The 13,493-nt window shown below is 69.3% G+C and carries 13 protein-coding genes; 10 read left to right on the forward strand and 3 right to left on the reverse strand.

Going from position 1 to position 13,493, the window contains the following annotated elements:
* Positions 1-98: 98 nt before the first annotated feature.
* The 3 genes from HRV97_RS01235 (at position 99) to HRV97_RS01245 (ending at position 3,810) form a co-directional block, all read left to right on the forward strand.
* Positions 99-1,136, forward strand: coding sequence for a bile acid:sodium symporter family protein (locus HRV97_RS01235; RefSeq protein WP_174191884.1), 1,038 nt, complete (start codon positions 99-101; stop codon positions 1,134-1,136).
* 140 nt (positions 1,137-1,276) lie between these two features.
* Positions 1,277-3,424 carry a TonB-dependent receptor gene (locus tag HRV97_RS01240; RefSeq protein WP_174191885.1) on the forward strand — a complete coding sequence of 716 codons (2,148 nt, stop codon included), beginning with the start codon at positions 1,277-1,279 and terminating at the stop codon, positions 3,422-3,424.
* Positions 3,425-3,453: 29 nt separating this feature from the next.
* Entirely contained in the window at positions 3,454-3,810 is a 357-nt protein-coding gene (locus HRV97_RS01245; protein WP_174191886.1) for a hypothetical protein, read from the forward strand.
* A 9-nt stretch (positions 3,811-3,819) separates the two neighbouring features.
* On the opposite strand, the gene HRV97_RS01250 is transcribed toward HRV97_RS01245, so the two are convergent.
* Complete coding sequence (locus tag HRV97_RS01250; RefSeq protein ID WP_174191887.1) at positions 3,820-4,581, reverse strand: helix-turn-helix transcriptional regulator; 762 nt, start codon at positions 4,579-4,581, stop codon at positions 3,820-3,822.
* A 105-nt stretch (positions 4,582-4,686) separates the two neighbouring features.
* Between HRV97_RS01250 and HRV97_RS01255 the strand changes: the two genes are divergently transcribed.
* The 4 genes from HRV97_RS01255 (at position 4,687) to HRV97_RS01270 (ending at position 8,656) form a co-directional block, all read left to right on the forward strand.
* On the forward strand, positions 4,687-5,766 hold the full coding sequence (locus HRV97_RS01255; RefSeq protein ID WP_174191888.1) for an alcohol dehydrogenase catalytic domain-containing protein: 1,080 nt from the start codon (positions 4,687-4,689) through the stop codon (positions 5,764-5,766).
* A gap of 73 nt (positions 5,767-5,839) precedes the next feature.
* Positions 5,840-6,730: a crotonase/enoyl-CoA hydratase family protein gene (locus HRV97_RS01260; RefSeq protein ID WP_174191889.1), complete on the forward strand. Its 891-nt coding sequence runs from the start codon at positions 5,840-5,842 to the stop codon at positions 6,728-6,730.
* A 39-nt stretch (positions 6,731-6,769) separates the two neighbouring features.
* Positions 6,770-7,438: a ribose-5-phosphate isomerase RpiA gene (gene rpiA / locus HRV97_RS01265; protein WP_174191890.1), complete on the forward strand. Its 669-nt coding sequence runs from the start codon at positions 6,770-6,772 to the stop codon at positions 7,436-7,438.
* Positions 7,439-7,648: 210 nt separating this feature from the next.
* Positions 7,649-8,656: a zinc-dependent alcohol dehydrogenase family protein gene (locus tag HRV97_RS01270; protein ID WP_174191891.1), complete on the forward strand. Its 1,008-nt coding sequence runs from the start codon at positions 7,649-7,651 to the stop codon at positions 8,654-8,656.
* 137 nt (positions 8,657-8,793) lie between these two features.
* On the opposite strand, the gene HRV97_RS01275 is transcribed toward HRV97_RS01270, so the two are convergent.
* On the reverse strand, positions 8,794-9,102 hold the full coding sequence (locus HRV97_RS01275; RefSeq protein ID WP_174191892.1) for a hypothetical protein: 309 nt from the start codon (positions 9,100-9,102) through the stop codon (positions 8,794-8,796).
* On the reverse strand, positions 9,102-10,748 hold the full coding sequence (locus HRV97_RS01280) for a hypothetical protein (RefSeq protein ID WP_174191893.1): 1,647 nt from the start codon (positions 10,746-10,748) through the stop codon (positions 9,102-9,104). Before HRV97_RS01280 ends, HRV97_RS01275 begins: the two co-directional genes overlap by 1 nt.
* Before the next feature lie 66 nt (positions 10,749-10,814).
* On the opposite strand from HRV97_RS01280, the gene HRV97_RS01285 reads away from it, so the two are divergent.
* The 3 genes from HRV97_RS01285 (at position 10,815) to HRV97_RS01295 (ending at position 13,345) form a co-directional block, all read left to right on the forward strand.
* Entirely contained in the window at positions 10,815-11,387 is a 573-nt protein-coding gene (locus HRV97_RS01285; protein WP_174191894.1) for a hypothetical protein, read from the forward strand.
* A 63-nt stretch (positions 11,388-11,450) separates the two neighbouring features.
* Positions 11,451-12,659, forward strand: a complete 1,209-nt coding sequence (gene rlmN, locus HRV97_RS01290) for a dual-specificity RNA methyltransferase RlmN (RefSeq protein WP_174191895.1) — start codon at positions 11,451-11,453, stop codon at positions 12,657-12,659.
* 146 nt (positions 12,660-12,805) lie between these two features.
* Positions 12,806-13,345, forward strand: coding sequence for a DUF1003 domain-containing protein (locus HRV97_RS01295; protein WP_174191896.1), 540 nt, complete (start codon positions 12,806-12,808; stop codon positions 13,343-13,345).
* Positions 13,346-13,493: the final 148 nt, after the last annotated feature.

The raw sequence follows: 13,493 nt of genomic DNA on the forward strand, positions 1-13,493 counted from the left end.
GTTCAACGCTCGAACGAGGTGCGGGCGCGATGGCGGGTGGGAGCGGTCGCGTCGGGCGAGTGGGCGTGGCATGGGCGGCGCTCACCGGAGCTTTCCCCATGACCCTGATCCGCCGTTTCGTTGATCCCTACCTGCTGCTGCTGCTCGGCACCGTGGTGCTGGCGGCGGTGTTGCCGGCGCGGGGGGAGGGGGCGCGGGTTGCCGACACCGCGGTGACGGTGGCGGTGGCGTTGTTGTTCTTTCTGTATGGCGCGCGGTTGGCGCCGGCGGCGATCTGGGCGGGGCTGACGCATTGGCGGTTGCAGGGGCTGGTGTTCCTGAGCACCTTTGTGCTGTTTCCGCTGTTGGGTCTGGCGGTGAGCGGCGTTGCGCGGGCCTGGGTGCCGGGCGAGATCGCGGTCGGCATCCTGTTTCTGACGCTGCTGCCCTCTACCGTGCAATCGTCGATCGCGTTCACGGGTATCGCGGGGGGCAATGTGCCCGCCGCCTTGTGCGCAGCGTCGGTGTCGAACCTGGTCGGCACCGTGCTGACGCCGTTGATCGTGGCGCTGTTGTTGCCGTTGATGGGGCTGCCGGGGGCGAGCGGGGGCGTGTCGTGGTCGGCGATCGAGGCCATTGCGGCGCAGATCCTGCTGCCGTTCGTCGCGGGCCAGATCGCGCGGCCGGTGATCGGCGGGTGGATCGCGCGGCACAAGGGGCCGACGACGCTGGTCGATCGCGGGTCGATCCTGCTGGTGGTCTATGCCGCGTTCAGCGAGGGCATGGTGGCGGGCATCTGGCAGGCGGTGGGGGCGGGCGACCTGGCGCTGGTGCTGCTGTGCGACGGATTGCTGCTGGCGGCGGTGCTGGGGCTGACCACCTGGGGCGCTCGAGCGCTTCGGTTCAGCAAGGCGGACGAGATCGCGATCGTGTTCTGCGGATCGAAGAAGAGCATGGCGAGCGGCATCCCGATGGCGACGATCCTGTTCGCGGGCTCGTCGGTCAGCCTGATCGTGCTGCCGTTGATGATTTTCCACCAGGTGCAGTTGTTCGTCTGCGCGGTGCTGGCGCGGCGTTATGCGGCGCAGGTGAGCGCGGGGGTGGACCCGGCGCGTGCCGACGAGCGGGTCGTGGCGGCGGCGGTGGACGATCGTTGAGCGGGCTTGTGCCTGGTGTTATGGTGCAGTAATACAGTGGTGCGAAAACAAGCGTTGACGTAGAACGACTACAATCGTAGTCGAGCGGCATCATTGGGGGACAAAAGATGCCGGTGCGGTGGCGGTACGGGGAGCGAGCAGTGGGCCGGTCGACAGGTCGCGGCGCGGGCGCGCCGCTGCTGGCGGGGACGCTGGCGGTGCTGCTGACGCCGGCGGGCGCGGCCGCGCAGGCGGTGCCGCCGCCCGCGGGGATCGCCGCGCCCAAGCCGGTCGCGACCGAGGGACCGCAGCCCGCCGGCCAGCCCGATCGCGTGACGGGGCGGCGCAGCTATGATGCCGCGTGGTTCGCCACCTTCGCGCCCGCGACCGCGCTGCAGATCGTGCAGCGCGTGCCCGGCTTCACGATCGAGCGGATCGACGAATCGGTGCGCGGCTTCGGCGGGGCGGCAGGCAATGTCGTCATCAACGGCCAGCGCGCGTCGGCCAAGAGCGACACGGTGGAGACGATCCTGTCGCGCATCCCGGCGGGGCGGGTGGTGCGCGTCGAGGTGGGGCCGGGCGACCTGTACGGCGCGGAGTTCACCGGCAAGCCGCAGGTGCTGAACCTCGTCACCTCGGCGAGCGGCGGGTTGGCGGGAACGCTGACGGGCAGCGTGCGGCGCGATTACCTGGGGAAATTCTATCCCGAGGGGAGCGCGTCGGCGTTGCTGCGGTCGGGCAAGTCGACGTTCAACCTGGCGCTGAACATCGACAACGCGCAATCGGCGCAGGAGGGGTATGACCGCGTCACCTCGTTGCCCGACGACCAACTGGTCGAATATCGCTACCGCGTGAACCGGTTCCGCGAGCCGGCGGCGGCGCTGTCTGGATCGTGGGAGTATAATGACGGTGCCCATCGCACCGCGCACCTGAACGCGCGCGCGGCGACCAACCACTTCGCGCTCGACCAGTCGAACCGGGTCGACCGCGTCGGAGCGCCAAGGCGTGAGGACGCGCTGACGCAGCGCTACGATTTGACCGAATATGAGCTGGGCGGCGATGTGACGCGGCCGCTGGCGGGGGGCGGCATCAAGCTGATCGGGCTGGCAACGAGGCGGCGGCGCGACAATGACGATCTGTCGCTGGTGGACGTGTTCGCATCGAACGGCCCCGGGCCGACCGGGTTCAGCCAGACGCTGAACGATCGCCAGTCGGAGACGCTGGCGCGGCTGGTGTGGAACCGGTCGGCGTGGAACGGCTGGAACGTGGAGATCGGCGCGGAGGGCGTGATCAACGAGTTGCGCAGTCGGGTGAATTTGTTCGACCTGGAAGCGGGCGGCGCGCGGACGCGGATCGACCTGCCGGTCGACGACGCGACCGTCCGCGAGGTGCGCGGCGAGGCGTTCGTCAACGTCGGACGCGCGCTGTCGCCGACGATCCGGCTCGACGGCGGCATGACGATCGAGGGGTCGCGGCTGACCGTGTCGGGCGACGTGGAGGCGCGGCGCACGCTGTCGTTCCTGAAACCCAAGCTGGTACTCGACTGGCGGTTCGCGCCCGGTTGGCGCGCGCAGATCTCGGCGCAGCGGACGGTGAACCAGTTGCAGTTCACCGACTTCATCTCGGTCGCCGAATTGGGCAGCGACCGGGTGAATGGCGGCAACGCGCAACTGGTGCCGCAGCGCAGCTGGGAGCTGCTCGGCACGCTGGAGCATCCGATCCTGGGCGACGGGCTGGTTCGGCTGGAGGCGGGGTACACGCGGATCAGCCTGGTGCAGGACCGGGTGCCGACGCCCGAAGGGTTCGACGCGCCGGGCAATCTGGGCGACGGCACGGTGGCGATCGCGCGCGCGCGGGTGGAGGCGCCGCTCAAGACGCTGGGCGTGAAGGGCGGGCGGTTGACGCTATACGGGTCGTACGTGCCGACGTTCGTGACCGATCCCTACACGCTGACCACGCGGCGGTTCACCGGCAACAGCGATTTCTACGGGTCGGCCGAGTTCCGGCAGGATCTGGGCAGCTTCGCCTGGGGGCTGTACGTCGAGAATGCGACCAGTTCGACGCAGTTCCGCCGCGACGAGACCGACCGGAGCTTTCGCGGGCTGTACACGCAGGTGTTCGCCGAATGGCGGCCGACCAAGACCAGCGTGGTCACCTTCACGCTGGAGAATGCGCTGGCGCGGCCGGCGTATCGCGAGCGGTTGTTCTACGCGCCCGATCGCACCTCGACCACGCCCGTCACGCGCGAGTTCCGGCGGCGCAACGGCTTCATCGTGCCGCTGCTGACCTTCAAGCGGACGTTTGGCTGACCATATAGACACGCACAGGAGCGACGCGCATGGCCAAGAAGAAGAAACGCATCCCCAAGACGATCGGCGGGGTAAAGCTGCCCAAGGAACTGCGCCGCGCGGGCGAGGCGATCATCGATCAGGCGATCACCACCGCGAATTCACCGCAGGGCAAGGCGATGATCGCGACCGGCCTGTCGATGGCGGCGGCCGCGGCGATGAAGGCGGCGGAGGCGAAGGCGGCCGGGCCGAAAGAGACTGGGGCGAGGGCGACCGAGAAGCCTGCGCCCGCGAACGACGCCAAAGCCGATGCACCGCGCCAGCCGGGCGCGAGCGGGATCGACGGTGACGCGATCGGTCAAGCGGTGGAGCAGGTGCTCGGGCGGTTGTTTGGGCGACGGGCCTGAGCGGGTGTCTCATGCGCGCGTGTAGATGGTGAGGCGGAGCGACGGGTCGTCGTTGGCCTGAAAACTGGCGTGCGCGTATGACACCGGCCCGAGCACCGGGTGGTGAAGCCGTTTGATGCCTGAGCGCGGCGCGCGAATGTTGTGGTCGTCCCACCACGAAGCGAACGATGGCGAAGCGGCGCGAACGCGCGCGACCAGCGCGGTGAAGGCGGGATCGCCGCGCCACAGGTCGTGGCTGACGCGGAACAGGTCAACGACGCGGCGCGCCTCGTCGGACCAGCCGTCGCCGAACAGCGTGAGGGCGGCGGGGTTGGTCAGCATCCAGTGCAGGATGTTGCGATCGTCGTCGGCGAGGTGCGCGAAATCGCCGAACAGCGCGCTCGCCGCCGCGTTCCAGGCGAGCACGTCGAAGCGCCGCCCGGTGACATAGGCGGGTTCGGCCATCCCTGCGACGAGCGCGCGCAGCAGATCGGGGACGACCTCGCGATCGAAGGTGCGGGACGGTGCGGTGTCGGCGAGCGCGCGCAGGTGCGTGGTTTCCGCCGGGTCGAGCATGAGCGCGCGGGCGAGCGCGTCGACCGTGCCGGGGGAGGGCGAGACCCCGCGGCCTTGTTCGAGTTTCACATACCATTCGACGCTGATGCCGGCGCGTTGCGCCACCTCCTCGCGCTTCAGGCCGGGCGTGCGGCGGCGCGTGCGCGCCGCGTCGCTCGGTGGAAGCCGCGTGCGGCGCGAGCGCAGGAATTCACCCAGCGCGTGATTGCCCGGCATGACGCATGCTCCAGCGTGGTGGTACCGGCTACCAGTATAAGCCCGTTCCTTCCTGCCGCCCAGCGGCTCGTTATCTGTTGCCCGAGACGATGAGGGAGATCGGGTGTGCGGGCTGCTGTTCTGAATGCGTTCGGCGAGACGTTGCACGTCGAGGACGTCGCCGATCCGGTGATCGGCACCGGCGAGGTGGTGGTCGACGTCGTCGCCGCGCCGGTGCTGTCCTATACCGCGGAGGTGATGAGCGGCGCGCGCGGCTATCTGCTGCCGACGCCGGTCGTGCCGGGTGCGGGCGCGATCGGGCGGGTGCGCCGCGTCGGGCCTGACGCGACGCGGCTGCAGGTGGGGGACTGGGTGTTGTGCGATCCGACCGTCCGATCGCGCGACGGGGGCGTCACGCCGGACATCACCTTGCAGGGGGCGAGCGCGCGCGGCGCGGGCGGGCAGTTGCTGCAACGTTATCACCGCAACGGCAGCTTCGCCGAGCAGATGCGCCTGCCGACCGAGAATGCCGCGCCGATCGGCGACATCGAGCCGGACGAGGCGGGGCGTTGGTGCGCGGCGACGACGCTGCTGGTGGCGTATGGCGGATTGCTGGCAATGGAGTTCCGCGCCGGCGAGACGTTGCTGGTGAGCGGGGCGACGGGCAATTTCGGGTCGGCGACGGTCGCGCTCGCGCTCGGGATGGGGGCGCGCTGCGTCGTCGCGCCGGGGCGCAATACGCGCGTGCTAGGCGACCTGCGACAACGGTTCGGCGAGCGGCTGGTCCCGGTCGTGCTGACGGGGGATCGTGCCGCCGACACCGCGGCGATGCAGGCGGCGGCCCCGGCGGGGATCGACGCGGTACAGGATTTCCTGCCGCCGTCGGCTGAGGCGGGCGTCGCGCGCGCGGCGATCATGACGCTGCGCCAGGGCGGACGCGCGGTGCTGATGGGAGGCGTGGGGATGATGGGCGGCGAGGAGCTGTCGCTGCCGTATCCGTGGATTATGCGCAACCTGATCACGGTGCGCGGGCAATGGATGTACGACACGGCGGCGATCCCGGGCCTGATTGGGCTGATCCGCGCTGGGTTGGTCAACCTCGACCATTGGGCGGTGTCCGGATTTCCGCTCGAGCAGGCGAACGAGGCGGTGGCGCACGCCGCGGCGAACGCGGGACCGTTTCGGCAGACGGTGTTGCTGCCCTGATCGCGCGCGAAAAGCCGTTGCGCCGCACAGCATAACTGCTGTTATGCTGACCCGGACGCGAGGGAGAGCGGCGATGGACTTCGAGCAGATCGGTTACGCGGTGGTGGACGGGGTGGCGACGATCACCTTGTCGCGACCCGACAAGCTCAACGCCTTCACGTCACAGATGATGGCGGAGATGATCGCGGCGTTCGACCGGGTCGACGCGGACGACGACGTGCGTGTGGTGATCGTGACCGGTGCGGGGCGGGCGTTCTGCGCCGGAGCCGACCTGTCGAGCGGGGCGGGGACGTTCGATTATGCCGATGCGGGCGCGGACTCGCCGGTCGGGCCGGATGGTGAGTTGCGCTACGGTGTCGAACGCGCGCGCGACGGGGGCGGGCGGCTGACCTTGCGCATTTTTCAATGCCTCAAACCCGTGATCGCGGCGATCAACGGTGCGGCGGTGGGGATCGGCGCGACGATGGCGCTGCCGATGGACATTCGCTTGGCGAGCGAGGCGGCGCGGTTCGGTTTCGTGTTCGCGCGCCGAGGGATCGTGCCGGAGGCGGCGTCGTCCTATTTCCTGCCGCGCGTCGTGGGCATCAGCCAAGCGCTGGAATGGTGTTACTCGGGCCGGGTGTTCGACGCCGCCGAGGCGAAGGCGGGCGGGCTGGTGCGGGAGGTGGTGCCGGCGGATGCGCTACTGGCGCGCGCCACGACAATCGCGCGCGAGATCGCGGACAATACCGCGCCGGTGTCGGTCGCGCTAACGCGGCAGATGATGTGGCGGGGGCTCGGCTATCAACATCCGATGGAGGCGCACCGCGTCGACAGCCGCGCAATCCTGTCGCGCGGGCGATCGGGCGACGCGCGCGAGGGGGTGACGAGCTTCCTGGAGAAGCGCGCGCCCGCCTATCCCGATCGGGTTAGCGCGGACATGCCCGACTTCTATCCGTGGTGGGAGGAGCCGGCATATCGGTGAAGCCGGGAACGTTGCCGCGGCTGTCGCGTCGAGGGCGGCATGGCGGACGATGACAAGAGGCTGGCGGCCGAGGCAGCGCTGGACGAGGTGCGAGACGGGATGCTCGTCGGGCTGGGGACGGGATCGACGGTCGCGTTCCTGATCGCGGCGCTGGGCGAGCGGGTGCGCGCGGGGCTCAGGATCGAGGCGGTCGCGACCAGCATTGCGAGCGCGCGCGCGGCGGAGGGCCAAGGGATCATTGTGCGCGACTTCGCGGGCGTGTCGCTGGTGGATCTGACGATCGACGGTGCGGACGAGGTCGACGCGCGGCTGTACGCGATCAAGGGTGCGGGCGGGGCGATGCTGCGCGAGAAGGTGGTGGCGGCGGCGTCCGACCGGATGGTGGTGATCGCTGATGGCACGAAGCGGGTGGACGCGATCGGCGCGGCGAAGCTGCCGGTCGAGGTGCTGCCGTTCGCGCGCAGCTTCGTGACCGCGCGGCTGGAGGCGCTGGGCGCGGCGGCGGTCGCGGTGCGGGAGGGCGGGACTGACAATGGCAATCTGATCCTCGACGCGCGGTTCGGCCGGATCGACGATCCGCGTGCGCTCGCGGCGGCGATCGACGCGGTGCCGGGCGCGCTGGGGCATGGGCTGTTCCTGGACGAGGTAGATGCGGCCTATGTTGCGGACGCGGGTGTGGTCACGCGGATGACTCGCGGGGCGGATTGAGCGCGCGGGCGAGATAGCGCGGTCGGCTCGGCGCTCTGGTAGCGACGGTGCGCGGCTTTCAGGTCGGACATCGCGCGAGCGCGGCGGCCGGCCGCATGTTGGCGCGTCGATCGGACGAGCCGAGGATCGGGTCAATCGTGTGACGGCGGGCGCTAAACCGCGGAGAAGTCGCGATTGTCGTGCGTTGGGCGCGGCAAAGGAGATCGTGCGATGAAGGTAATGGTGCTGGGCGATACGCCGGGGCTCGACGGACTGACGCAGGCGGAGCGCGCCGATCCGGGACAGCCGGGCGCGGGGATGATCCGGGTGCGGATCGAGGGCAGCTCGCTCAATTACCACGATCTGGGCGTGGCGACGGGCGCGATGCCGAGTTCGCCCGGCCGCGTGCCCTTGTCGGACGGCGCGGGCGTGGTCGAGGCGGTAGGCGAGGGTGTGACCGAGTTCGCGCCAGGCGACTGCGTGGTGTCATGCTTCTTCCCCGATTGGCAGGACGGTGCGCCGACGATCGGCGATTTCAGCCGCACGCCGGGCGACGGGATCGACGGCTTCGCGCAGGAGCATGTGGTGCTGCCCGCGAGCGCCTTCACGCGCGCGCCGGCCGGTTATGACGCGGTCGAGGCGGCGGCGATCACCACCGCGGGGCTGACCGCGTGGCGCGCGCTGGTGGTCGACGGCAAGTTGAAGGCGGGCGACCGCGTGCTGCTGCTCGGCACCGGCGGCGTGTCGATCTGGGCGTTGCAGATCGCGCATGCGATGGGGGCGGTGGTCGCCATCACCTCGTCGTCGGACGAGAAGCTGGCGCGCGCGACCGAGCTGGGGGCCGATTTCACGCTCAACTATCGCACGCACGAGGATTGGGGCGCGCGGGTGTATGAGTGGGCGGACGGGCGCGGGGTCGATCACGTGGTCGAGGTCGGCGGACCGGGCACGCTGGCGCAGTCGATCGAGGCGGTGCGCGTCGGCGGGCACATTTCGCTGATCGGCGTGCTGACCGGCATCGGCGGCGAGGTGCCGACCGCGGCGCTTATGGGCAAGCAGGCGCGGTTGCAGGGGCTGATCGTCGGCAGCCGGCGCGAGCAGCAGGACTTCGTTCGCGCGATCGAGGCGAACGGCATCAAGCCGGTGATCGACCGCCGGTTCAAGATGACCGAACTGGCCGACGCGTTCGCGTATGAGGCGGGGGCGAGCCATTTCGGCAAGATCGGCGTTGAGTGGTGAGGTGACGGCGGTGGAACGGAGGCGCGCCCTGGCTCGATAAGTTTCGGAGGGCCAGGGCGGCTCGCGTGTGGCGTGCAGGGATCCGGACGACGGTGGATCCCTGCTAGCAGCGGTGGCCAACGGGCGCTGGATTGGGTTCAATAATGTTTGGTCATGATGCCTTTCGCGGACTTCCAATCCTCCACGCAATCATTGTGGTCGCCGGAGGAGGCGATCGCGATCGGCTCGCGCGTGTTCGGATCGCGTTGCACCTCCCATAAGGTGATCGCGCGCGGCGATATGTTGCAGAAGCGTGCCACCTCTTCCTTCAAGGCCCGGTCGTGGGTCGAGCAAGCGGTGAGGGTCAGCGCCAACAGGATCGCGCTGCGCGATATTGTCAGCGCGGTGGGCGCAAGATCCGCATTGGCCGCGCGTCTGGCTCGGCCAAACGCGGGGTCCGAGCGCATCACACCGCGTCCTTGCCGAGCGGCTTGCCCGAGGGTGGGGTGCGATAAGGTTCGAACCCGGTCGGCAGCGTGCCGCCGATCGGAGCGGGGAGGATGCGACCGACTGTGGTCGCGGCGGCGACGACCTCCGGACTGGTACGCACCGCCTCGTGAACCGGGTCGGTCAGGCGATCGAGCGCGAAGTGGGTGTCGCGGGTAAAGGGTTGCACGTAGTTGAGCGCCCAGGGCCGCGTATTCTCGTCGGCGAGCCGGGCGACCAAGAGCGTGCGGAGCGCGGCGGCGTCGTTCATGCACGCGAGCATGTTGGCCACGCGCGACGGGTTGGTGACGGCAGCGAGCATCACCTCCGCCTTGGTGCGTTCGGCCTCCGCGGTACGGCCGAGTTGGTGGAGCGCGCAGGCTCGATACGATTGGACGCCGATCATCGCACCGGTGTTGACGGCGCTGCCGAAGGTGCGGGCGCGGGTGAGGAAGGTGTCGGCGCGGGTCACCGCCTGCGCCCAATCGCCGTTCAGGGCCGCGAGCGTCAGATAAGCGGCATCAATGTTGAGCGCATTGGCGCCCGCCTCCGGCGAAAGCGTGCCCGCGACGCGCGCGAGCAGCGCCTGCCCCTCGGCCGCGCGCCCGGTAGCGGTGAGCGCGCGTGCAACAAGCGGGGCGAGCGTGTCGGCGCCCTGCGCAAAGCCTACGGAAGGCGCTTGGTCGAACATGGGCAGGAACAACGCAACGACCGCGTCATAGGCCTGCCTGCCCGCCAGTTCGCGCGCATAGGGTGTCGCGGTCTGGAAATCGTCGGCGGCGGCCCAGTCGGAGCGCAGTTCTTCGAGATAACGGCGCGCGGGCGCATCGAAGCTGCCGCCCGACCATTCGGTGATCCGCGGCCAGAGCGCGGCGTAGCGCTTGTCGATGAACATCGCGACGAGGTCGTCGGGGTCGCCGACCGTGGGAACGGCGGTGATCGCGTCGGTGGTGCGGCCGGCGCGCATTGCGTCGCGGATCTGCGCGGTGGCGTAGCTCGACCGTTCGGGGGCGAGCGCGGCGGCGAACCCGATCTCGCCTAGCCGTGCCGAGACGCGATCGGCGCGGGCGCGGTCGCCGATGTCGCGCAATCGTCCAACCAGCGCCATCATGGTATAGCGTTGGCTTCCGCGTGCGAGGGCGGGTGCCTGCTGGCTGAGCGCGAGCCATAGGTCGGCGGCGCGTTGCGGCGCACCGGAAAAGGTGAACACCTCGGTCGCGATCATCTTGGGCACCGGATGATCGGGCAGCAGACGTAGCGCTTCGTCGATCGCGGCGACCGCGGGCTTGCTGTCGGGCTGGGCGATGAGCAGCGTGGCGCGCGTCGACTGGATCATGCCGCGCAAGGGCGTGGGGCGGGGTAGCTTGGCGAGCACGGCGTCGAGCTTGGCGAGGCTGGGTGGGCGATCGGCGACCGCGGCGGCGGCCTCGGCCATGACGGCCTTGTCGGCCGGATCGGTGGTGAGATCGAGCGGGCTTCTCACCTGCGCGGCGGCGGGCGGGGCGGCGAGTGCGATCGGCATGGCAACGGCGAATAGCGCGGCGGCGAGCGACGCAGTGGCGAGTGGCCGGCGCATGATGATCTTCCCCGATTTCGTGTCGCCGGTGCGGCGGTCCTCGGTCGGCATCGTGGCGGAGGGCGTTGAGCAGCGCAAGCGCTTGGCAGAAGGGCGCGATGCGCTACGCTGTGCACCATGTTCGGGAGTGACCATTCGAAGCGGCTGATCGATCTGTTTGCCGCGCAGTTCACGCCTGAGGGCAGCGGCTTTTTGTACCGACGCAATCAGGTTGGTGCGGGCTATCTGGTCAGCGTGGCCGAGCGCGACGCGTTCGTTGCTGCGCATCGGCGCGAATGGCGTCGGATCTTCTGGGCGGCGATCCTGGGTGTGGTGGTCGTGGTCGGCGCGATGGTGGCCTTGTTCGAGGAACCGCACAAAGGTGTGACAATCGCGGCCACAATTGTGCTGATCGGATTTCTGACCTTGTTGCACCTGTGGGCGTGGCGTCGGCCCGAGCGCGCGCTCGCGCTGCGGGTGCCGAGCTTGCCCGCGCTCGACCGGGGAGCGGCGCGGCGCAAGAACCTGTCGCAGGTGACATGGGGCAATTTGGCGCTGAGTCCGGTGTTCGCGCTGGTGTTGGGATCGCGAGCATGGGGCGACGACGGCGTGCACGGCTGGTCCGCGTTGTGGCTCGTCGCGGCGGTCGGCCTGATGGGGATGAGCGCGGTACAGGCGTGGCGCAAGTGGCGGGTGGAGCGGGTCGGCTAGGCAGGCGCGCGGCTGCGGCGGCGTGAGTGGAAAAACCTCGACGGATCGGCTATATACGCGCGCATGCCTGAGATCGCTGCTGCCATCATGCCCATTGCCGGGCACATCGACCCTGTGCCCGTGCCGCGGGCGGTGGCGCCGCGGGAGGATGGGCGGGTCGATCTCGTCGGGTTGAACAAGGCGGAGTTGCGCGAGGCGTTGCTCGGCGCGGGCATGGAGCCGCGGCAGGCGAAGCTGCGATCGAAGCAGATCTGGCATTGGATCTACAATCGGGGTGCGACCGAGTTCTCGGCGATGACCGACATCGCCAAGGCGCAGCATCCGTGGCTGGAGGCGCGCTTCGTCGTCGGGCGGCCGGAGGTGGTCGAGGCGCAGGTGTCGTCGGACGGGACGCGCAAGTGGTTGCTGCGCTCGCCCGACGGGCAGGATTACGAGGCGGTGTTCATCCCCGACGCTGATCGCGGCACCTTGTGCGTGTCGAGCCAGGTGGGGTGCACGCTCAACTGCACCTTTTGCCACACCGGCACGATGCGGCTGGTGCGGAATCTCACGGCAGGCGAGATCGTCGGGCAGGTGATGCTGGCGCGCGATGCGCTGGGCGAATGGCCGAGCCAGCCCGAGGGGCGAATGCTGACCAACATCGTGATGATGGGGATGGGCGAGCCGTTGTATAATTTCGACAACGTGCGCGATGCGCTTTCCGTCGTGATGGATGGCGATGGACTGGCGCTGTCGAAGCGGCGGATCACCTTGTCGACGAGCGGCGTGGTGCCGATGATGGCGCGCGCGGGGGCGGAGATCGGGGTCAATCTGGCGGTGTCGCTCCATGCGGTGACCAAGGAGATTCGCGACGAGATCGTGCCCTTGAACCGCAAATACGGCATCGAGGAGTTGTTGCAGGCGTGCGCGGACTATCCCGGCGCCAACAACGCGCGGCGGATCACGTTCGAGTATGTGATGCTCCGCGACAAGAACGACAGCGACGCGCACGCGCACGAGCTGGTCCGCTTGCTCAAGCACTACAAGCTGCCGGCCAAGGTCAATCTGATCCCGTTCAACCCGTGGCCGGGTGCGGCGTACGAATGCTCGACGCCCGAGCGCGTGCGGGCGTTCAGCGACATCGTGTTCGCGGGCGGCATCTCGGCGCCGGTGCGCACCCCGCGCGGCCGCGACATCGACGCGGCGTGCGGGCAGTTGAAGACCGCGGCGGAGAAGAAGAGCCGCGCGCAGTTGGACCGTGAAGCGGCGGCAGAGCTGGTCACGGCGGGCTGAGGCGGCGGTCTGTGCGCCCACCGCGGAGGCGGCAGACCGGTGGCGGATGTGCCCGGCGCATCGGTGACCGTAAACCGCGCGGTATTTACGCATCGGCTTAGCGTGGGTTGGTGGTGTCACCCGGACAGCAGCCCTAGATCGGGCGGATGAGCGACGCTGCCTTGACCCACCCTGCGCCCGAGCCTCCCCGTATGGGGTCGGTGCTGAAGCGCAATATCGAGCGGATGCGCGAGCGGCGCGCGCGCGAGGAGGCGGAGGCGGGCTGGTCCGAGCGGGTGTCGGATCGCATCACCGCGTTCGCAGGCAGCATGACGTTCGTCGCGATCCACGCGGTCGCCTACGGCACGTGGATCGCGGTCAATGTGGGCGCGGTGCCGGGCATTAGGCCGTTCGATCCGAGTTTCGTGATGCTCGCGATGGAGGCGAGCGTCGAGGCGATCTTTCTGTCGACCTTCGTGCTGATCAGCCAGAACCGGATGATGAGCGCGGCGGCGAAACAGTCCGACCTCGACCTGCAGATCAACCTGTTGGCGGAGCACGAATTGACGCGGCTGATCGGGTTGGTCGACCGGATGGCGCGGCACATGGGGATCGACCCCGACGCGCATGGCGAGCTGGACGAGATCAAGCAGGACGTGTCGCCCGAGGCGGTGCTCGACGGGCTGGAGGATGCGGCGCGTCAGTAGGTGACGGGCGGCGGGTGTCGGTTGACTCTTCCGTCACCCCGGACCTGATCCGGGGTCCCGCTTCTTAGACAAGGCACAAGGCAGCGGGATCCCGGATCAAGTCCGGGATGACGAAGGTGACATGGTCGGGAACTGTCTAGCCGTATGC

Source organism: Sphingomonas hominis, from assembly GCF_013328205.1.
Lineage (GTDB): Bacteria > Pseudomonadota > Alphaproteobacteria > Sphingomonadales > Sphingomonadaceae > Sphingomonas > Sphingomonas hominis.